Genomic DNA, 21,554 nt, shown 5'->3' on the forward strand with positions numbered 1-21,554 from the left:
GCTCTCACTCGAACAGCTTGCCGGCCCCTAGGCGCTCCTCGAATAAGCGCCGAGACTCATCCAGCGGTGGGAGGACCCACGCGCGGTCCTTGCCCCCTTTAGTCCTGACGGTTTCAAGACCAAGCGCCTTGCCGGTCGTGACCAAGGTCTTATGGCTGGCCTTTGCGCTGTACACGCGGTTCGCCTTGAGGAAGCGGTCGTAGTCCTCGACGAGTTCGGCCCTCGCAGCTTGGTCCAGCTTGACCGTCCCTTCCTCCCAACGGAATGCGGCCTTGTCGGCAAGCGGCAGCACGCCACGGTCCAGGACTTCCATCCACCACTTTGCCGCCGGGTCCAGGCTCAGCGCCTTCTGCTCCGCCAGGGCTTGTGTCTGCGGAATGCCGCGCGAGGGGTGCCAACCGGTAAGGTCGAGCGCTAGCAGGTCGTGCAGCATTGCGGCGTGCCCGCCGTTCGCCATCTGGTTGTTGAGTGCCGCGAAGAACGCCTTGTCGTTGCGTCGCTCGTCCGACACGTCGAAGACGGCAAAGCGCCGTGCGTCGAGGCCAGCCGGGACGATCCACTCGTTGTTCGAGGCCATCATGAGATGCACAAGGTTACGGCCCGAGACGATGTCCGCGCCCTTGCCCTCGTAGGCGATGACCGGCTCCGTCACTAGCTGCTTCAGGACCCCCTCGGCCTCCTTGTTACCCGGCCAGAATGCTTCGTCGGCGAACAGGAAAGCGACGTTACGCAGGTGTGAGTTGAAGCGGCCCGCAAACTGCGCAGGTGAAGAGACGGTGAGGCCGTGGGCGCCCGAAATCGCCATCAGTGCTCGGCCGAGAGTGCTCTTGCCGGTTCCTTCCTTGCCGCGAAATGCGATCGCGGCCTCGGGTGACGTTCCGGGATGCTGGAACATGAAGGCGATCCAGCGCAGCACGTATTCGAAGTAGGCCCTTTCGCCGCAGCAGAGCACGCGCTCGATCAGCTCGCGCATCAACGACCAGTCGCCCGCCTTCGGTGTAACCGACCAGCCGCGCCAGAGGTTGAGCTTATCGCCGCCGCGCCGCCGCTCCGGGTCCATGACAATGCCGCTATACTTCCGCCGCCTGGGACTCGCGAGCCAAACCTCCGCCACGCTGAGCGCACGCTTGCCGCCGTTGACCTGCACGCGTTCGTCCTCGTGGAAGTGGAGAAAGGACTCGCGAGACAGCTTCGTCCAGACGCGACGAGGCGGATCGAACACATCGTCCTCGTCCTCCATGTAGATCAGGAACCTTCCACCGTTCAGGACCGCGCAGAAGCGCTCGTTCATGCGCTCCACGAGATCGGCCTTGCCGACATTGGCGAGCAACTCGTCAATGTCATCAAGGGGGAAATCGTCCAGCGGGTCAGAACGCTCTGCCTCCTCGACCAGATCGCCTCGGCCTGCTTCGTGCAGCGCCTTGTAAAGGGTACGGCGCGTCACCGACGCGGGGCGATCCCTGCCGAAAGACTCCCACCTTGCACGCGCCGTGTTGAGCCTGTCGGAATAGTCCGGGTCTGTCGCGCACCAGTCGAGGAAGGCGTCGATACCATCCCCGCCGGTCGCATGGTGGCAGGCCATGGCGATTGGAAGCCAGAGGTCGTTGCTGCCGAAATCGCGCGCATCCAGTCCGTCCAGGAGCTTCGAAAGCTGCTCGGAGGTCATCGCGCCGTCTACGGCCACCGAAGCGGTCGGCGGCCTCCGCAGACGACTGAGGAGCGCATCCGGTACAATCGGCACGGTCATATCGGAACCGAACAGAGGATCCCACTCATAGCGCCGGCCGTTCGGATGCACCGAAGGTGGTACGACGACCTGACGACCTAGAGTCTTGAACTCGATGCCGGGGTACTCTTCTAGGGCGCCGCGCACCCGCAGGCCCTCGGGCTTGCGCATGTAGATATGGAAGCCCCCGCCACCGGTCTCGACTGTGGGAGCATCCGGCAATCCCATATCCGCGATCAGCCGCGCGAGCGGATTGTCGCCAGCCGGGTAGTTCCTCGGATCGGCGTCGATCACAAGCTGGTCGGCCTTAAGCCGGGCGCCAAGATTCTTCCCGCTGGCAAGGTGCGCCGCCGCCTCTGTTCCGGTCAGCGGCATTTCACGCCGCCAGCCAGAGTGCAAAGGAGCCTTTCCGACTGAACGGCCCTTGCCGTCCACGTCGTTCGGGGCGTGCAGCGGGATAAGGTCAAGGATCAATGGCGTCGTGGCGGCCAAGGGCACGGCATTCTTGGAATCGACGTTGCGCTTGAACTCCGCTCCGTCTCTCTCCAGATGCTCGCTCGCGGGCGCGTCGATGACAGCGGCGCGCCCGCTCTTCGTTTCGAGCGGGCTCATGACAGCGCCTCCCTGCCGAACGACTCGACAAACTCCCGCAGATCGCGGACCGCGTACAGGACCTTCCGGCCCATCTTGATGTATCGCGGGCCGCCGCCGCGCGAGCGCCACTCGGCAAGCTGTACCGCCGAGATGCTGGTGAAGACGGCCGCGTCCTCCGTGTCGAGGTACTCCTTCGACGGCGTCCTCAGACCCGCTTCGATACGATCGAGGCGCACCAGCGCCTCTCTGACAAGCTGTTCCATGTTTCGGTTCCTTTCCGATCTGTGTTCAGATCGGGAAAGGCTACCGAAGTGGCAGGTCGTGACATACCAACGTTTCATGCCGGACCGTGTGGAGGGCGTTTTCAGCCGCCCCGGTGCTTGACCAAGGCGGCGCAAACCTTCTCCTGCGCTTCCCGCATATGGCCGAGAAGATGAGCGCGAGTGACGTATCCCCATGTCACACCAGCAGGCCGATGGTTCATCAGCAGCGTGACCGTCTGCATATCCACGCCCGCCTCAAGCGACCACGTCCGATAAGTATGACGCATCTGATGTGGAGCATGAGGAAATTCATCGGTGCGCCGCATTTCCTCGATATGGCCGGACTTGCTGGTAACCGACGGGAAAACGAACGGGCTTTCCAGCGGAGCGGTCTCCTGCTTGACCCTTTCAAGGACCTGAAGCAGGTGGCGGGGCAGCGGCAGCCGGAACGCCCTGTCAGCTCCACCCTTGGGAGACGGGACCGTGAGCACGCCATCAGCGTCCAGATGCTCCCACCGCATCGACCGTGCATCGTGCGACCGCAGGCCGGTCAGCAGCATGACCGTCCAGCACGCCGCCCTGTTGTGATCTTCCATGGCGTCAAGGCAGCGCCATGCTTCGGTAAGGCCTGCGGCGTCCAACGCCCACTTGCGCGGAGCCTCCTTGTTCATCCTCACTGCACGGCTGACCGGATTTGGCGGCAGGTCCTGGGTGCGGGCTGCGTCATTGTAGACAGCCTTGAGGGCACGCATAGCCCCATTGGCGCCATAGGGTCCGTTCTTCTTCGTGATCTTCTCATGGAGAGAGCGGACCGTCTCGCGGTCGAGTTTATCCAAGGGAATATCGAGGACGGACTTCAGAACGCCGATGACCTTCTCCTCGTACCACGCCACGGTGCTTGGCTGGAGTTCGACGCCTCTGGTCTCCTTGTATCGTTCCCAAGCCGTGCGAAGGCTCGGGACCGTCCGCTTCGGCGCCCGCGGGTCCTCGCCACGCCGGAGCGCCAGCTTCAGCTCGGCCGCCTTCTCGCGGGCTGTCTTGAGGCTCACCTCGTCTGTGCGGCCGATGATGATGGAGACGTAGCGGTTGCTCCCGTCGTTAATCCGCCCAACCAGCTTGAAGCTGGACGACTTGCTGCCCACGACAATGCGCAGGCCGGACACGTCGGCATCGTAGACCTGCTGTCCCGCCTCGTGTTCCTCGGATATCTTGTTGACCGTTCCCTGTGTTAGCTTCGTACCCATGTTCCGTGATCCTCATCATCGAGCCCGGACCCGAAGTCAGGCCCGGTACGAGACCAGGTCCGACACGGCCCTACACGATGATGATGTCGCGAAAGTCAGGGGACGTAAGCCATGAAACGGCTCGGCATATCCCTGTATGTCATTGATTTTATTACTTAAAATCCCTCACCCTCGGGTATACGGGTTCGACCCCCGTCGTCCGCACCATAATAGAACATAACCATTGGTTGCTATCGAGCCAATTTAGGCCCTTGCGGAACACAACTGGAACATATAGGGTATGTTCTGGATTTGTTTCAAAGAATCGAGGCCCGGCACATGCTCACGAAAAAGCAACAGGAACTCTTGCTTTTCATTCATGAACGGATGAAGGAAACCGGTGTGCCGCCTTCATTCGATGAGATGAAGGATGCGCTCGAGCTGGCGTCGAAATCGGGCATTCATCGCCTTATTACCGCTCTTGAGGAACGTGGTTTCATTCGCCGTCTGCCAAATCGTGCCCGCGCGCTTGAGGTATTGAAGCTGCCCGAGGCGATGATTCCCGCCTCACCGCCGCGCCGCGGCACATTCTCGCCCTCCGTGATTGAGGGTAGCCTTGGCAAGCCGCAGCCTGCCCCACCCGCAAAGCCCGTCGAAGAGATACGATCCACCTCCATTCCCGTCATGGGTCGCATTGCCGCTGGCGTGCCGATTTCCGCAATTCAGAACAATACTCACGACATCTCCGTGCCTATGGAAATGATCGGCCACGGCGAACATTATGCCCTTGAGGTCAAGGGTGATTCAATGATCGATGCCGGCATTCTCGATGGCGATACGGTGATTATCCGCAATGCCACCACTGCAACGCCGGGAGACATCATCGTGGCGCTGGTGGACGATGAGGAAGCCACATTGAAACGCTTTCGCCGAAAAGGCGCATCCATTGCTCTTGAAGCGGCAAATCCGGCCTATGAGACCCGTATTTTCGGTCCCGACCGGGTCAAGATACAGGGAAAGCTCGTTGGCCTCATTCGGCGGTATCATTGATACCAACCCTCGCCCTCATGTTCCGGCTGGCCACATCAACCCGATCAAAATTCGATATGCTGACGGCCATCCTCACCCTTGCCATGACCTCGTCTTATTGATGCGCGACACAAAAAATGGGCATGAAAGCAATCAAACGGAAACCCAGGGCGACGTCAGAACCATGGTTACGCCTGGGCGTCGATACCCTCACCGCATGGATCGCATTATCACCTCAAACGCTATCAACGCATGTAAGAACAAGTACTCAAAACGAAGCATGATGGATTGAGTCGTGTACTATGAACCAGAATCACCACGACGCTCTGCTTTCTTGTTGCCGATTGGAATTTTCCGAAAAACGGTTCCCACTTTTCGGACCGATGTTCTACAGCGCCGGACGTTTTGTCAAACGGACAAATGGCGCTGTAATGTACTGAATCTGCTGCATAATTTTTACCTTGAACCAATTCCGGTTTAAAGAATTATGTAGTGGGTATTTCAGGTGAACACGGGTTCACCTGCACTGCTCTAAGCGTGTCGCGATCGTTCAGATTCGCTCCTGACGCTTTAGTCATTGTTTTGTCGCATGTCGTTATCGCAAAACCGCTGCACACTTTTCCTGGAAATGCTTTTGTTTTTGCGCATTTCCGGACGCAAAACCGAATACCAAGAGTCATTTTCAGTCACCGTTGGATAAGCCCGGAAACACTCTGCCGCCCCTGCTGCTGATATTACAGTTCAGCCGAACAAGTCTTCCAGCCAGCGCGGATCAAGCTTGGCCTCAAGCTCGCGGGCAACCTCGTCAAGCGCCTGCTCAACCTGCGTGCGATAGCTTTGCGAACTGACCGCCACGCCGAAACTGGCCAGCAGCGCGGCGCGATAGCCATCATTGGCGAAGAGCCCGTGAAGATAGGTACCAATCACCCGGCCATCCGCCGAACAGGCGCCATCTGCCCTGTCCTCAATGGTCAGGGCTGGACGGCTGCAATCCGGCCCTTCAGTCCGTCCAAGATGAATTTCGTAGCCCTCAAGGGCAGTGTGGTAGTGCGGTGAATAGGCCCGACTGTTGCGAAGTGTCTTTTCCGGCGCCATTTCCGTATGGACATCCAGCAGGGAAAGGCCATTGACCTCGCGCGGCGCGCCTTCCAGCCCCAGAGGGTCGGCAATTGTGCGCCCAAGCATCTGATAGCCACCGCAAATGCCAATGATGCGGCCGCCGCGCCGCACATGCAGCGCCAGATCCCGGTCCCAGCCCTGGGCGCGCAGGTCTTCCAGATCGGCAATGGTGGATTTAGAACCGGGCAGGATGACCAGCGCTGCATCCGCAGGCAAACGTTCCCCCGCAGGTATATAGCACAATTCCACCTGCGGTTCGGCGGCCAGCGGATCCAGATCATCGAAGTTGGCGATCCGGCTTAACACCGGAACCGCGATTTTCAGCGCTCCCCGGCCCTGCCGCGTCAGCCGCTCCAGCGCCACCGAATCCTCTGCGGGCAGACGCCCGGCCGCCTTGAGCCATGGAACAATGCCGAAGCATGGCCAGCCGGTATGATGCTCTATGGCAGAGAGACCATCGGCAAACAGGGTCTGGTCGCCGCGGAATTTGTTGATGAGATAGCCGCGAACCATGGCCCGGTCTTCCGGCGGCAGAATGGCATGGGTGCCGACCAGCGAGGCGATGACACCACCGCGATCAATATCGCCCACCAGCACGACGGGAACATCGGCGCGTGTCGCAAAGCCCATATTGGCAATATCGCCTGCGCGTAGATTGATCTCCGCAGCCGAGCCCGCGCCTTCCACGATGACAAGGTCTGCCCCGGCCCTCACCGCTTCGAAACTCTCCAGAACGGACGCCATGAGGCGGGGCTTAAGCCGTTGATAATCCCGCCCGGCCGCCTGTCCCACCACCTTTCCCTGCACCACGACCTGGCTGCCGGTTTCGCTTTGCGGCTTGAGCAGAACCGGGTTCATATGCACCGAAGGCGCGATGCCCGAAGCCAGCGCCTGCAACCACTGCGCGCGCCCAATCTCCCCGCCATCCTCCGTCACGGCCGCATTGTTGGACATGTTCTGCGGCTTGAACGGCCGCACCGTCAGGCCCTTCAGCCGCGCAAGACGGCAAAGCCCCGCCACAAGGACCGTTTTCCCGACATCAGAACCGGTTCCCTGCAACATGATCGTCCGCGTCATCTGGCTGCCTTTGTTATCAGAAAAATTTTCCCATGTTCCGGGGGAACCTTTGGTGCAGAAAAAGCTTTAAATGTTGCGTGGCGCTATATCAAATCCTCCGCCGGATGACCATACCGATACGGTTACAGATGACAGGGCAAGCCATTGATGGCTTTGATATATCTGCAATCTTCATCGTCGGTTTCGCATTGAAAATACCCTTACGCGGAAGCTGACGGCGTAAGACGGCCGGACCATCATCAAGGGGCCGATATTTCTTTTCGGGTTTGCAGGCAACCTCTTCGGCTGCCGGGTTCAGGGGCGCAAGAAAAATGGTTTTCAGACGGGCGAAAATCGGCTTTGAACAGCAAGCCGCGCCGCAGCTCAGCCCTACTTTTTTCAAGGTCATTTCAAGCCTTGCCTGCAATGTTTTGAAAAATAATTCGAAAAATGACTTGATATTCCGCATTTCTTGGGTATTTTTCGCCGAAACGGAAAAAGAAAAACCAATTTCTGCCGCTTATCGGCTTTCATCACGGCATCATCGACTGTGTCTGCCCCGTCGCTGCGCGGGTGCGAAGCCTGCTGCCTTTCGCACGCGGCGTCTCTCCAACAAGGAAGGTCAACGAACATGAAACGCCTGCTCCTTTCCACCATTCTGGCCACCGGTTTTATCGGGACCGCCCAGGCCGCCGAAACCACGAAATGCGGAAGCGTTTCCATTGCGGAGATGAATTGGGCATCGGCAGGCGTTGCCGCCTATGTCGATAAATTCATTCTTGAAGCCGGATATGGCTGCGATGTGGACGTTGTCACAGGCGACACCATGCCCACCTTTACCTCCATGAATGAAAAGGGCGAACCCGATCTGGCGCCGGAAATGTGGGTCAACACCGTGCAGAAGCCGCTGGCGGATGCCGTGCGCGAAGGCCGCCTCATCAAGGCCGCCGCTATTTTGAAGGATGGCGGCGTGGAAGGCTGGTGGATCCCGAAATTCGTCGCGGATGCCCATCCCGATATTAAAACCGTCGATGATGCGCTCAAGCATCCCGAACTTTTTCCCGCGCCGGAAGATCCCTCGAAAGCGGCGGTTTACAACTGCCCCGCCGGCTGGGCCTGTCAGATCACCACCGGCAATATTTTCAAAGCACTGAAGGCGGGTGAAAAAGGTTTTTCACTGGTGGATAGCGGATCGGCGGCCGCCCTTGACGGCTCTATCGCCAACGCCTTCGAAAAGAAGGCTGGATGGCTTGGTTATTACTGGGCGCCAACGCCTATTCTCGGCAAATACGACATGGTGAAGCTCAGTATGCCGGTGGCCTTCGACAGGGCGGAATGGGACCGCTGCACCTCTGTTGCCGACTGCGCCGACCCGAAGGTGAACGATTATCCTGTTACGGATGTCTCTACGGTCGTCACAAAGAAATTCGCCGAAAAGGCCGGTATTGCCATGGATTATGTCAAGCAGCGGCAGTGGGACAACGAGACAATCGGCAAGGTTCTGGGCTGGATGAGCGAAAACCAGGCCGACAATGAGGAAGCAGCCGAGTATTTTCTGAAAACCTATCCGGACATCTGGAGCAAATGGGTTGCCCCGGACGTCGCTGAAAAGATCAAGGCAGAGCTTTAAGTTAGCCGTCCTGCCGCGTTTCCGGCAGCCGCTCCCGGAGGCTGTATCTGGAAACGCCTTTACCGGAATGATCCGCGCCGCGCGCCGAAGGCGGGCCGCAATCATCCTCATTTCCTGATGCGCCTTGAAGAAAGGAACGCATATGGCTTCGTTTATTTGCGACGCATTGCCACGCGCCCTCTGCCGCTTCCCGGAAATCGATTCAGGGTTGATGCGCAGTTTTCGCCAGACTGTCGATAATGGCTTCAAAACCTTTGTCCGCAGCTATGGAGATGTGCTGGACACCCTGACCCGCCCCCTGCAATGGTTTCTCAACGGGTTGCAGGATCTTTTCACGGACAGTCCCTGGCTGCTGGTGGTGCTGGCGCTGGCTGCCATTGTGTTTGCGCTCGGCCGCAGCGTGAAAACCTCACTTGGCACAGCACTGGCACTCATGGCAATCGGCGCGGTGGGCCTTTGGGAAGACACGATGGTGACGCTGGCCATGGTCACGGTCTGCACCCTGTTTGCCATTGTCATCGGCATTCCGCTTGGCATCTGGATGGGGCGTTCGGAACGGGCGCAATCGGTTTTCAATCCCGTGCTGGATGTCATGCAGACCTTGCCCAGCTTCGTTTATCTCATTCCGGTGGTCATGATTTTCGGCATCGGCAAGGTTCCGGGCCTGATTGCAGTGGTGATTTATGCCGTTGCCCCCATCATCCGGCTGACCAATCTGGGCATCAGGCTTGTTAGCCGCGAGGCGCTGGAAGCTGCCGACGCTTTCGGCTCCTCACCGTGGCAGAAGCTTTTCCATGTGCAATTGCCGCTTGCCCTGCCCAACATCATGGCCGGGATCAACCAGACCATCATGATGTCGCTGGCCATGGTGGTGGTTGCCTCGATGATCGGCGTTGGCGGACTGGGCAAGAACGTGTTGCAGGCCATTACCAACCAGTTCTTCACCGTGGGTTTTCTCAACGGCTTTGCGCTTGTTGCGATTGCCATCATTTTCGACCGCGCCAGCCAGGCCTATGGCCGGCGCCTGCAAAAACACATGGAGGTGGTCCATGGCTAACCAATCCATTGAGATCCGCAGGCTTTTCAAAATCTTCGGACCACAAGCAGACAGCTATCTCGAAGCCGCGCGCAAGGGCGAAAGCAAAAGCGACCTGAACCGGCGCAGCCGACATGTCCTTGGCCTTCGCGACATCAACATCACCATGCCGGGCGGCGAGATCACCGTTGTCATGGGACTTTCGGGCTCAGGCAAGTCAACGCTGATCCGCCACATCAACCGGCTGATCGAACCGACTGCGGGTGAAATTCTCTATGACGGCGAAGACATCTGCCGCATGTCGGAGCGCGCGCTGAGGGCATTTCGCCGCCAGAAGACCGCCATGGTTTTTCAGAAATTCGGTCTGCTGCCCCATCGCACCGTGCTGGAAAACGCCGTTTACGGGCTGGATATTCAGGGTGTGGCGCGCAGCGTGAGCGAAAGGAAAGGCCGCTACTGGCTGGATCGTGTCGGGCTTGGCGGCTATGAAAACCATTATCCCAACCAGCTTTCGGGCGGAATGCAGCAGCGCGTTGGCCTTGCCCGCGCGCTTGTGAACGATGCGGATATTCTGTTGATGGACGAGGCCTATTCCGCGCTCGACCCGCTGATCCGCGTGGATATGCAAACCATGCTGCTTGAATTGCAGCAGGAACTGAAGAAAACCATTGTGTTCATCACCCATGACCTCGACGAGGCCCTGCGGCTGGGAGACAAGATCGTCATTTTACGCGATGGCGAGGTGGTGCAGCAGGGCAGCGGTCAGGACATCGTGCTTCGCCCCGCCGATGACTATATTGCCGCCTTCGCGCGGGAGGTCAATCGAGGCCGGGTCATCCGCGTTTCCACTGTCATGAGCCCACCGCTTGGCTTGAAAACCCCGCTGAAGCTTACAGGCGCAACCACGCTTGAGAATGCGGCCGAGGCCATGGTGGAAGCAGGCGTTCAGCAGGCCGCGATTACCGATCGCCACGGCGTGATCATCGGGCAGGTCGATCTCCCGGCTATTGTCGCAGGCATGGTCAACCGGCAGCCACCTCAGAGCAAGCCAGCGGCACTGGCCGCCGAATAGCCTGACAAGCCCGGCTCCAGCTTGGGTTGTTTAAGGAAAGGATAATGTCTGGCCAAAATGCAGAGTAGAAAGTGAGTCTGCCATGTCGTCTTTTCCGGATCGCGAAACCGTCGCTGACAAGCTCTCCGCGCTTGGGGAAGCGGAGCAGTCGTTCATGCAATTGCTGTTTGAAAATCCGCAGCAGGATGAGGCACTGGCGGAAGGCCTGTTTATCTATCTGGACAATGCTACGAAATCCCGCTTTCTCAACTCCCTGAAGCTCGAGCGCTGTGGGGAATGGCTTGGGCATAATGCTCCGGGCCGCATTCAGGTCCGGCTTATGGAAATTGCCAAATCCAGCCAGGAGCCCGCCTATCTTGCCTTCCGGCAGGGCCTCACCCGGTCTGGAGGGTTGGAACGGGCCTATCCCAAGGCGAAGGTTTGAGCCGGATTTTCCCGCAAGTCGGACAGGTCTTCAGGGAGCAAGCGGCGTGGATGCATTGCAAAAGATAGTGACCGCTTACCGTGCCGGGGCCTTGGAAGAGTGCCTCAGACTGGCAGCACCGCTTTTGAGGCAGCCCGGCATTGCTCCCGGAGTTATTCTGATTGCAGCTCAGGCAAGCGCCAAGCTGAAGCGCGACGCGGACGCGGCCCGTTTTTACGAGCAGGCCGCCGCGCTTCATCCCAGGGAGGCGCCACTATTGCTGGTGATGGCTGGCCGCCTACGTTTCAAATTGCATCAGAACGATGCCGCCCTTGACCTGCTGCGGCGAGCCGAAGCGCTTCGTGCTCTCGATGTCGAGGGATTGGCAACGATGCGGCGCGTGTTACGCGAACAGGTGGCCCTTGAAGAATGCGAGGCCAGGGATGCCGCGCTGCGAAAGGACATGCTGGCTGGCAAGCCAGACGCCTTTATCATCGACGATCCGCACGAACATCTGATGTGGTGCGACGACGAGCGGCTGAACGCAATGGTGAGACGCCTTCCCACAGGCAGAGCCTTTACGCCCGAAAGCCGCCGCAACCGCCGGGAAATGCCGCACGGCTTCGGCCCGCGCATTCGCATTGGCTATCTCAGCAACGATGTTTCGGACCAGCACCCCACAATGCTGCTGTTTCGCGGTGTGCTGGCCGCGCACGATGCCTCCCGCTTCGATGTCACGCTGTTTTGCCACACCGATCCGGATGTGGCCGCCACCGATCAGGGGTTTCGTCAGAATTATCCGCACCTTGTTCCAATTCATCACCTTTCGGATGAGGCAGCGGCGCATGAAATCCGCAACCGGAACATCGACATTCTCGTGGACCTGAAAGGTCACACCAAAGATGTGCGGGTTGACCTTATCAATAGCGGGCTTGCGCCGATCCAGGTGGCATGGCTTGGTTTTCCGGGCAGCAGCTATGGCATTGATTGCGATTACATGATCGGCGATCCGGTGGTGCTGCCGGATGGGGTGGCGCCGTTCTACCACGAAACCATTTGCCGTCTGCCTGAATGCTATCAATGCAATGATGCCTTCACCCGTCCGCTGCCGCCCGCCTTGAGCAGACCGGAACTGGGCCTGCCGGATGACGCTATCATCTTCGCATCCTTCAACGGCCTGCGAAAACTCAATGCCCCCACCTTGCGGGCATGGGCGCGCATCTTGCTGGCCGTGCCGGACGGCGTGCTTTGGATGATGTGCAAAGGCGATACCCCAAGACGCAACATCACGGATTTTCTGGCCCGGCATGGCGTCGATCCGGCGCGGATCATCTTTACCGGACGCGCCGGCTATGCAGAGCATATCGCCCGGCTTCAGGCGGCTGACATTGCCCTCGACAGCTATCCCTATAACGGCCACACCACCACCTCGGATGCGCTGTGGGCGGGACTCCCGGTTGTGGCGCGCAAGGGGCGCAATTTTGCCTCCCGTGTATCGGAAAGCCTGCTGAAAGCGCTGGATGTGCCGGAACTGGTTGCCGAAACGCCGGAGGCTTACGAAAGGCTTGCCATAGACCTTGCCCATGACAGGGCACGTCTTGCCGCGCTCAAAGCCACCATTCAATCAAACCGGCTGACAACGCCCCTGTTCGACACGGCAAGATTTACCCGCCATCTGGAAATGGCTTTTGAAATGATGGTCGAGCGGAAAAAATCAGGCCTTCCGCCTGCCCCTTTCGATGTTCCTGCCCTGCCGGTCATCAGGGACGCGGTGCGATGACCGCGATGATGGTTCCCAGCGGAAATGCCTTATCCATCCTGCCCGCAGCGGGATAGGCCATGCTGGATATGCTGCCATCGAGAAAAAGCGCATCCGGCGTATCGAGCCGATCGCGGTAAAGGCTGGCAAGATCGTAAAAACGGACCGGTTCCTCGCTGATGACGAAAACAACCTTGCCGTTACGATCCACGCCCACGCCATTGCGGATCTTCCGGCTGTCGCTATCAGGCAGAAAGCGAGGATGAATCTTGCCATTCGTGACAAGCATCGGGCCGGATTGCGTGGCAAAATCCACCTCCATCCCGGCCTTTGCGAAGGCTTCGCTTGCCATCACACCGGCCTTTGCGCCTGCAATGTAAAACACACCATTCGGTTTCATGTAAAAATTGCCCCAGCCATCAGCGAGATTGATCGGCTTTCGGGTCCTGCCATATTCGACATGCAGCCCCACGGGCGAAAGATCCTCTTCATACATGCCGCCGTTGAAGGCCAGACGTAAAATCGCGTGTTCATCCCACAGTGCTCGACGCAATGCATCGAAACTGCCAAACGGCTTGCCTTCCGGGCTGCGATTGTAGATGCGGATGGTTTCGTGGGCAGGATCGACCGTGCAAATCGTGTATCGGGCATTCTGCCACAGCTCGATACGGCAATCATCGGATGGGTAGGTAGCGACCGGTTGCGCGGGGGACGCGGCCCTTAAAACGTGAAGAAACACCGTGGACAGGAAGACACGCGAAAGAACAGATTTCATCGTGCCCTGCCACGATTTCTTTTGGGCCAACGCCATGCGGCAGGTTTATCCTGATGATTACTGGAGCGCCACTGTCTGCCTGCTTGCCATATGCATCTCGGCGAAAGAAGACGGAGCGGTTTGCCAGAGCGTATGGGCTGCGGCAGATGCGAGAATGACAAAAATATAGGCTGCACTGAGCTTCGCAACAATATCGAGCGACATTTCGGTCTCCTTCTCTCCCACAAAAGAGGATGTGCTCATCACGTCGTCCGGCTTCCACCACTTTTTACGATCGCATCCGACCGGACACCGGGGCGATTCTTGATGCAGACTTTAAAACGCCATGCTGACGAAATGAAATCATATTTCCTTGCAGAGGCATGGATCAATTTGATCCCAAGCCGAAGCACCGTGAGGTGCTTTCGGCAATTTCGGATGGACAATCCTTACGGATCTCCCTGCCTTTTACTTGGCAGCCTTTTCAACGCGATTGCCCGCATCCTGCGTTGCATTGACGGTGTTTGCGGCATCCTTGCCCATTCCACGAATGGTATTGCCACAGGATGACAGGGCCGTGACGGTCAGGAGAAGAGCGGCGGTGACTGCAATTGTTCTGGAGTTCATATTCCCAATCCTCTTTTCACGCACATTTTGTGCTTTGCTTTGCGGATGGAACAACGCTGTAGCCGCGAAAAAGTTCAATGCCGGATCCATCTTCTGTGAGATTGCTGGCCTTGATTTTGCAGCCCTTCGAAAAAACGGCCAAAACAAAAATGGACCCGAAGATGACCTTCGGATCCACTTTCTTCAGCTATTTTGCGAAGCTCAGGAGCACCCGCTCGTTGCGCCGCAGGTGTCGCATTTCTCGCAGGTGCCGTTGCGAACCATGGTGAAGTTCTGGCATTCCGAGCACATATTGCCGGTATAGCCCTGAGCGATGGAGCGCATACGGCGCTGGTTTTCCATTTTCTTGGCTTCTGCCTTGGCCGCTTCCGCCGCATCTGCGGCTTCGTCGGTGAAGAGGCCTTCATCGGCGATCTCTTCCGCAAGTTCTGTAGCCCGTTCCTCATAGTCGCGCTTGAACGACACGACTTCCGAGGTGGATATGGCCGTGGTTACGTCCAGCTTGCGGGCAGCGTTACCGGCAAAGGCGGTGACGCTGCTGGCCTTGGCCGGCACGGCCGTGGCCGCACCCCGAGGCTCTCCCGTGCCGGAAGCGGCGGAGGAAACCAGCGTCGGCTTATAGCCGCGCGTCAGGCCCTTGGACACGACATCGGCCTTGCCTTCCTTCATGCCACGGCCAAGGGCCGTGTTGGAGAAGTCCGACGTATCGACATGCGCCAGATCATGGCGGCCGAGATAGGAAATTGCCAGTTCGCGGAACACGTAGTCGAGGATCGACGTGGCGTTCTTGATGGCGTCATTGCCTGTCACCATGCCTGCCGGTTCGAACTTGGTGAAGGTGAAGGCATCCACATATTCTTCCAGCGGCACGCCATATTGCAGGCCGAGCGACACGGAAATCGCGAAGTTGTTGATGAAAGCACGCAGTGCCGAGCCTTCCTTGTTCATATCAAGGAAGATTTCACCAAGACGGCCATCGTCATATTCGCCGGTGCGCAGGAAGATGGTGTGACCACCGATCTTGGCCTTCTGGGTATAGCCCTTGCGGCGGGTCGGCAGCTTTTCCTGACTGCGGATAACGCGCTCCACCACGCGCTCGATGATCTTTTCCGTCACCGTCACGGCCTGGGCGGCTGCGGGCTGGGCCAGCAGTTCCTCGACCATGTCCTCCTCGTCCTCATCCTCGATGAGCGAGGCATTGAGCGGCTGGCTGAGCTTGGAGCCATCGCGGTAAAGGGCATTGGCCTTCAGCGCCAGCTTCCAGGACAGCATATAGGCTGCGCCGCAATCCTCGACGGTCGCCTCGTTCGGCATGTTGATCGTCTTGGAAATTGCACCCGAGATGAAGGGCTGGGCAGCCGCCATCATGCGGATATGGCTTTCCACGGAAAGGTAACGCTTGCCGATCTTGCCGCAAGGGTTGGCGCAATCGAAAACCGGCAGATGCTCCTTCTTGAGGAAGGGCGCGCCCTCCAGCGTCATCGCACCGCAAACATGGATATTGGCGGCTTCGATGTCCTTTTTGGCAAAGCCCATATGCTCCAGCAGATTGAAGCTCATGTCGGAGAGCTGTTCGTCGGAAACGCCAAGACTTTCCTTAAGAAAATCAGCGCCCAGCGTCCACTGGTTAAAGACGAACTTGATGTCGAAAGCGCTCTTCAGGGCGCCGTTGACGGCCTCGATCTTCTCATCGGTAAAGCCCTTGGCCTTCAGCGTGGACGGGTTGACGCCAGGCGCCTGATTGAGATTGCCATGGCCAACGGCATAGGCCTCGATCTCGGCAATCTGGCTTTCGCTGTAGCCCAGCGTGCGCAGGGCTTCCGGCACGGCGCCGTTGATGATCTTGAAGTAGCCGCCACCGGCCAGCTTCTTGAACTTCACCAGCGCGAAATCCGGCTCGATGCCCGTGGTGTCGCAATCCATGACAAGGCCGATCGTACCGGTCGGCGCGATGACCGAAACCTGCGCATTGCGGTAGCCATGCTTTTCGCCAAGCTCCAGCGCTTTGTCCCAGGCCGCCTTGGCATGGGAAATCAGCGCCGCATCGGTGCAATCGCCATGCACCAGCGGAACCGGATCGACAGACAGGCCTTCATAGCCCCGCGCTTCGCCATGGGCGGCGCGGCGATGGTTGCGGATGACGCGCAGCATGTTTTCGCGGTTCGGCGCATAGCCCGGGAACGGACCGAGTTCGGAGGCGATTTCCGCAGAGGTTGCATAGGAAACGCCCGTCATGATCGCCGTGAGCGCACCGCAGATGGCGCGGCCTTCCGACGAGTCGTAAGGAATGCCGGAGGACATCAGCAAGCCGCCGATATTGGCGTAGCCGAGGCCCAGCGTGCGGTATTCGTAGGAGAGTTCGGCAATCTGGCGCGAGGGGAACTGCGCCATCATCACCGAGATTTCCAGCACCACCGTCCACAGGCGCACGGCATGTTCGTAATCGGCAATGTTGATCTTCTTGGTGTCGGCATCCTTGAACTGCAACAGGTTGAGCGAGGCCAGATTGCAGGCCGTATCGTCCAGGAACATGTATTCCGAGCAGGGATTGGAGGCGCGGATCGGGCCTGCCGCCGGGCAGGTGTGCCAATCATTCATGGTGGTGTTGAAGTGCAGGCCCGGATCGGCAGAAGCCCAGGCGGCGTAGGAAATCTTTTCCCACAGTTCGCGCGCCTTCAGCGTCTTCATCACCTTGCCGTCGCGGCGTGCGGTCAGGTTCCAGTCACCGTCATTTTCAACGGCGCGCAGGAAATCGTCCTTCAGCGAAACCGAATTATTGGAGTTCTGGCCGGAGACGGTCAGATAGGCTTCCGAATCCCAGTCAGTGTCATAGGTCTTGAACTCAAGGTCCTTGTAACCCTGCTTGGCGAACTGGATGACGCGCTTCACGTAGTTTTCCGGAACCTGATCCTTCTTGGCAGCGCGGATTTCGCGCTTCAGGGCCGGGTTCTGGGCGGGGTCGAAGCAGGCATCGTTATCGGCCGAGCAATTGACGCAGGCCTTCATGATGGCCTTCAAGTGACGTGCAACGATCTTGGAGCCGGTAACGAGGGCGGCGACCTTCTGCTCTTCCTTCACCTTCCAGTCGATATAGGCCTCGATGTCCGGATGATCGATGTCAACCACCACCATCTTGGCGGCGCGGCGGGTGGTGCCGCCGGACTTGATGGCGCCAGCGGCGCGGTCGCCGATCTTCAGGAAGCTCATCAGGCCGGAGGAACGGCCACCGCCGGAGAGCTTCTCACCCTCGCCACGCAGATGCGAGAAGTTGGAGCCGGTACCGGAGCCGTATTTGAACAGGCGCGCCTCACGCACCCACAGGTCCATGATGCCGCCTTCATTGACCAGATCGTCCTCGACAGACTGGATGAAGCAGGCATGGGGCTGCGGATGTTCGTAAGCCGACTTCGACTTCACCAGCTTGCCGGTGAAGGGGTCGATGTAGAAATGCCCCTGCCCCGGACCATCGATGCCATAGGCCCAGTGCAGGCCGGTGTTGAACCATTGCGGGGAGTTGGGCGCAACGCGCTGGGTCGCCAGCATATAGGCCAGCTCATCCCGGAAGGCGAGCGCATCTTCCTCGGACGAAAAATACTTGCCCTTCCAGCCCCAATAGGCCCAGGTTCCGGCCAAACGGTCGAAAACCTGACGCGCATCGGTTTCCGAGCCGTAGCGTTCTTCCTCGGGCAGGTCCTTCATGGCCTTCTCATCGGCCACGGAACGCCACAGGAAAGACGGAACGTCGTTTTCCTCGACCTTTTTCAGAATTTTCGGGACACCCGCCTTGCGGAAATATTTCTGTGCCAGAACATCGGTGGCAACCTGACTGAACTGGGCCGGGACATCGATATCCGCCAGCCTGAAGACAATGGAACCATCCGGGTTCTTGATTTCGCTGACCGCCTTGCGGAATTCAATCTGCGCATAGGCGGATTGTCCCTGCTTGGTAAAACGACGTTCAATGCGCATCTTCATATCCTTCGTGTGCTGCGCCGGAAAAAGGCGCAAGAAAATCGTTCGGCCCGCCCGTCAGGGCAGTGCAGCCGGTGCTTCGCTCTCATGGAGCGAGGCCGTCATCATGATGGTCCGCTCTATATCTGGTGTTTGGCCGTACCGCGATACCCAATATGTGGAATTATTATAGTTTCCACAGTGGACATTTTCCAGCCTTGAGCGTTGTTGCGAGCATGGGAAAAAGACATGATAACCCCGTCGGCGAAGCGGGCCTGTCCAGCCAGCCTTTCCTTGAAAGGGCGCGAATGTCAGATTTAGAACCGCCTCGTTACTTTCGGTCCGGTTGCCGCCACAACGTGGAATTCATTAACCGTGATACACCCCCCGCCGTCAAGGGGTGGTTTGTGACGAAATTATTAACCCAATATCTTGTGGTTTGCATCTGTGGAAAACGGGGAAAGAGGCTTGGCGTGAGATTTCATGGACTTGGCGGAAAACCCTCATGGTTAATCTTTCATAGTCAAGCCACTTGTCCACTGTCCAGTTTGCAGACAGCAAAGCGCCGCCCTAGCTCGCGCCCGTCACAGCGCTACTAGATTTTGCGCTTCATAACCAGAATCACTGACTGAACCACAAGCTCTCGTTCCGCCTCCGGCACTCTTGCCAAATCATAAATGTGGTAAGGCTTATTAACTTCCCCCTGCAATAAATAGGGGTATGGACGGGAAATGACGTTCCCGTTGGGGAAAGCTGCGTGCGCCAAGACGGCCCACGACTTTCGTAGGGTTTCACCATGAACATCAGCAATCTTTCCATTTTGAAAAAGATCAGCCTCCTGGTCGTTCTCATGGGGGTCGCAGCGGCCGCCATTGCCACGGCAGGAACGGTCGGGCTGTCATCACTTGGCACATCACTCAGAAATACGGGCGCGCGTGAAGAAGTCGCCCGTGAGGCCATGGATCTTCGCGTCGATATCATCGCCATCAGCCGCATGACCTATCAATTGGCGCTGGCGCCGGAAAAGGCCGCCGATTTTGCCGCTGAAACGGAAAAGCGTTCCAAGGAAATGCTGGAGCGCCTGCCGAAGATCGCCGCAACGGCAGACCAGAACGAACAGAAATATCTGGGCGACATCCGCACCACCCTCAACGCCTATTTCGATCAGATCCGCCAGATGGTGAAGGTGGCCTCCACCGATGCCGGGCGCGACGTGGCCGTCATGAAGGCAGAGCTGGACAAGGCGCTGAAAAGCCAGCAGACGGTGACGGCAGCTGTGAAGGTCTACAGCAACTACTCCGCCGAAACCCTGGGCGCGGCGCGCCGCGATGCGCTTGATACCTCCAGTTCCACCATTCTCATCCTTGTTGTCACGGCTGCCATCTGCATCGTGGCGGGCGTATTGGCCAGTGTGGTCGTTGCCCGCCGTGGCATCGTCAATCCCATTCGTGGCCTGACCGAAAACATGACCGGCATTGCCAAGGGCCAGCTTGACCGGCCAATTCCCGGCACGGATCGCAAGGACGAAATCGGCGAAATGGCCCGCGCTCTCGAAATTTTCCGGGCAAACCGCGCGCAAATGCAGGAAATGGAAGCGCAGGAAGCCGCACTCAATCGCCAGAGCAAGGACCTGCAATCCTCCATCAGCGGCATTGTTGCAGCCGCCGCCGCGGGCGATTTTTCCCGCCGCATCACGCAGGCCTATGACGATGCCGACCTCCAGCGTTTTGCGACCTCCGTCAACGAACTGGTGGAAAGCGTCGATCTCGGCATTACCGAAGTCCGCCGCGTCATTGCCGCCCTGTCCGATGCCGACCTGACGCAGGATATGCGCGGCAATTTTCAGGGTGCGTTTGCCGAGTTGCAGGTAAACGTCAATCAGACCATGGCCACGCTGCGCGGCACGATGCAAAGCATCAGGGTTGCTTCCAGCACCATCACCGATAATTCCGGTGAACTCAGCTCAGCGGCAAATCAGCTGGCCCGCCGGACGGAACAGCAAGCAGCGGCACTCGAAGAAACCGCCGCCGCCCTTGAGGAAATCACCACCACCGTGCGCACCTCCACCGAACGCGCTCACGAAGCCAACCAGATGGTGGAGGAAACACGCCAGAGTGCGGGGCGATCCGGCAATATCGTTCGCAGCGCCATCGACGCCATGGGGCGCATCGAGCAATCCTCGCAGAAGATCAGCCAGATTATCGGCGTCATCGACGAGATTGCCTTCCAGACCAACCTTCTCGCGCTCAATGCGGGCGTGGAAGCAGCCCGCGCCGGTGAAGCGGGTCGCGGCTTTGCGGTCGTTGCGCAGGAAGTTCGCGAACTGGCGCAGCGTTCTGCCAACGCAGCCAAGGAAATCAAGGGCCTGATCAACACGTCTGCCGAGGAAGTTAAGGGCGGGGTATCGCTCGTTCTTTCCACCGGCGAGGCGCTGACGGAAATCGAGGAGCTTGTAAATCGCGTAAACGGCCATGTCAGCAGCATTGCGCGCGCCGCGCAGGAGCAATCTGCCGCGCTTGGCGAGATCAACACCTCCGTCAATCACATGGACCAGATGACCCAGCAAAACGCTGCCATGGTCGAAGAAACAACAGCCGCAAGCCAGGTGCTGGCCACCGAGTCCAGACAACTTCTGGCCCAGCTCGAGCGCTTCCGGCTGGATGGCCGCGCCAGTGCCGGACAGTATCGCTCTGCCGCATGACGACTGCTACAGCGCCGTGCGTTTTATCAAACGCACAAAGGACGCTGTAACACTTTAAATCTGCTGCATAATTTTCACCTTAAATCGATTCCGACTTAAGGAATTATGCAGTAGAGCGCGTCCGGTCAACCAAGGCAGAGTAACACGACGCTGAGGAATGCCGGGTGGCCTACCCCCCTCTGCCTTGCCAGGCATCTCCCCCTCAAGGGGGGAGATTGCAATACGGACAAAGCGCCATTCTTCAATGAATAGGTGTCGTTACGGCGTTTTTCAGGAATTCTGGCAGGGCCCTGATCTTGCCGATCTCCCCCCTTGAGGGCAGGGGAATCGCATATGGGTTTCAAGCTATTGAATGATTGAGGCAAATCGCTTCATCTTCCTCCGACTGATTCGGAGGGTTTGATGAAAGGATTTGCCTCTTTGTTTGGATCTGTTCCTGATCCTCGTGCTGCCAATGTGCGCCATCCGTTGAACAGTATTTTGTTCATTGCGCTTGCGGCGGTGCTGTGTGGTGCAGAGACGTGTCAGGACATGGCTGATTTCGGCGTTTCCAAGCGCAAGCTCTTAAAAGAGATCATACCCCTGCCTTATGGCGTCCCAAGCCATGATGT

The 21,554-nt window shown here is 58.5% G+C and carries 17 protein-coding genes; 8 read left to right on the forward strand and 9 right to left on the reverse strand.

Annotated elements, in window-relative coordinates:
- Positions 1–4: 4 nt before the first annotated feature.
- From T424_RS21690 to T424_RS0103920, 3 genes are all read right to left on the reverse strand, one after another.
- Positions 5–2,338 carry a bifunctional DNA primase/polymerase gene (locus tag T424_RS21690; RefSeq protein WP_051558765.1) on the reverse strand — a complete coding sequence of 778 codons (2,334 nt, stop codon included), beginning with the start codon at positions 2,336–2,338 and terminating at the stop codon, positions 5–7.
- Positions 2,335–2,583 carry a helix-turn-helix transcriptional regulator gene (locus tag T424_RS20135; RefSeq protein ID WP_037066486.1) on the reverse strand — a complete coding sequence of 83 codons (249 nt, stop codon included), beginning with the start codon at positions 2,581–2,583 and terminating at the stop codon, positions 2,335–2,337. Before T424_RS20135 ends, T424_RS21690 begins: the two co-directional genes overlap by 4 nt.
- A gap of 101 nt (positions 2,584–2,684) precedes the next feature.
- Complete coding sequence (locus tag T424_RS0103920; RefSeq protein WP_027486561.1) at positions 2,685–3,827, reverse strand: tyrosine-type recombinase/integrase; 1,143 nt, start codon at positions 3,825–3,827, stop codon at positions 2,685–2,687.
- Positions 3,828–4,145: 318 nt separating this feature from the next.
- Here T424_RS0103920 and lexA point away from each other — a divergent pair, with 318 nt between their 5' ends.
- The gene (lexA, locus tag T424_RS0103925) at positions 4,146–4,856 is read left to right on the forward strand and encodes a transcriptional repressor LexA (protein WP_027486562.1); all 711 of its coding nucleotides are present in this window, start codon (positions 4,146–4,148) and stop codon (positions 4,854–4,856) included.
- Between the two features lie 720 nt (positions 4,857–5,576).
- On the opposite strand, the gene T424_RS0103930 is transcribed toward lexA, so the two are convergent.
- Complete coding sequence (locus tag T424_RS0103930; RefSeq protein WP_027486563.1) at positions 5,577–7,031, reverse strand: cobyric acid synthase; 1,455 nt, start codon at positions 7,029–7,031, stop codon at positions 5,577–5,579.
- A gap of 88 nt (positions 7,032–7,119) precedes the next feature.
- Positions 7,120–7,479: a hypothetical protein gene (locus tag T424_RS0103935; RefSeq protein ID WP_027486564.1), complete on the reverse strand. Its 360-nt coding sequence runs from the start codon at positions 7,477–7,479 to the stop codon at positions 7,120–7,122.
- Between the two features lie 162 nt (positions 7,480–7,641).
- On the opposite strand from T424_RS0103935, the gene T424_RS0103940 reads away from it, so the two are divergent.
- The 5 genes from T424_RS0103940 to T424_RS20145 all read left to right on the forward strand — a co-directional run bounded on the left by T424_RS0103940 (position 7,642) and on the right by T424_RS20145 (position 12,931).
- Positions 7,642–8,640, forward strand: coding sequence for an ABC transporter substrate-binding protein (locus T424_RS0103940; RefSeq protein WP_027486565.1), 999 nt, complete (start codon positions 7,642–7,644; stop codon positions 8,638–8,640).
- A 142-nt stretch (positions 8,641–8,782) separates the two neighbouring features.
- Positions 8,783–9,697 carry an ABC transporter permease gene (locus T424_RS0103950; RefSeq protein WP_037066489.1) on the forward strand — a complete coding sequence of 305 codons (915 nt, stop codon included), beginning with the start codon at positions 8,783–8,785 and terminating at the stop codon, positions 9,695–9,697.
- Positions 9,690–10,748 (forward strand): quaternary amine ABC transporter ATP-binding protein, encoded by a 1,059-nt coding sequence (locus T424_RS20140; RefSeq protein WP_037066492.1) that lies wholly within the window; start codon positions 9,690–9,692, stop codon positions 10,746–10,748. The genes T424_RS0103950 and T424_RS20140 overlap by 8 nt, the downstream gene beginning before the upstream one ends.
- Before the next feature lie 82 nt (positions 10,749–10,830).
- On the forward strand, positions 10,831–11,172 hold the full coding sequence (locus tag T424_RS0103960; protein WP_027486567.1) for a hypothetical protein: 342 nt from the start codon (positions 10,831–10,833) through the stop codon (positions 11,170–11,172).
- Positions 11,173–11,239: 67 nt separating this feature from the next.
- The gene (locus T424_RS20145) at positions 11,240–12,931 is read left to right on the forward strand and encodes an O-linked N-acetylglucosamine transferase, SPINDLY family protein (protein ID WP_051558766.1); all 1,692 of its coding nucleotides are present in this window, start codon (positions 11,240–11,242) and stop codon (positions 12,929–12,931) included.
- Here the strand turns inward: T424_RS20145 and T424_RS20150 are convergent.
- The 4 genes from T424_RS20150 to T424_RS0103990 all read right to left on the reverse strand — a co-directional run bounded on the left by T424_RS20150 (position 12,912) and on the right by T424_RS0103990 (position 18,260).
- Positions 12,912–13,685: a phosphodiester glycosidase family protein gene (locus tag T424_RS20150; protein ID WP_084268381.1), complete on the reverse strand. Its 774-nt coding sequence runs from the start codon at positions 13,683–13,685 to the stop codon at positions 12,912–12,914. The genes T424_RS20145 and T424_RS20150 overlap by 20 nt on opposite strands.
- Positions 13,686–13,742: 57 nt before the next feature.
- Entirely contained in the window at positions 13,743–13,928 is a 186-nt protein-coding gene (locus tag T424_RS0103975) for a hypothetical protein (protein WP_027486568.1), read from the reverse strand.
- A 204-nt stretch (positions 13,929–14,132) separates the two neighbouring features.
- The gene (locus tag T424_RS0103980; protein ID WP_027486569.1) at positions 14,133–14,291 is read right to left on the reverse strand and encodes an entericidin domain-containing protein; all 159 of its coding nucleotides are present in this window, start codon (positions 14,289–14,291) and stop codon (positions 14,133–14,135) included.
- Positions 14,292–14,492: 201 nt separating this feature from the next.
- On the reverse strand, positions 14,493–18,260 hold the full coding sequence (locus T424_RS0103990; protein ID WP_027486570.1) for a vitamin B12-dependent ribonucleotide reductase: 3,768 nt from the start codon (positions 18,258–18,260) through the stop codon (positions 14,493–14,495).
- A 778-nt stretch (positions 18,261–19,038) separates the two neighbouring features.
- Between T424_RS0103990 and T424_RS0103995 the strand changes: the two genes are divergently transcribed.
- Positions 19,039–20,943, forward strand: a complete 1,905-nt coding sequence (locus tag T424_RS0103995) for a methyl-accepting chemotaxis protein (RefSeq protein WP_027486571.1) — start codon at positions 19,039–19,041, stop codon at positions 20,941–20,943.
- A gap of 402 nt (positions 20,944–21,345) precedes the next feature.
- Positions 21,346–21,554 (forward strand): transposase family protein (locus T424_RS21955; RefSeq protein ID WP_027486572.1); only part of this gene is annotated, 209 nt, incomplete at its 3' end.

It is taken from the genome of Allorhizobium undicola ORS 992 = ATCC 700741 (genome assembly GCF_000621665.1).
Classification (GTDB): Bacteria; Pseudomonadota; Alphaproteobacteria; order Rhizobiales; family Rhizobiaceae; genus Allorhizobium; species Allorhizobium undicola.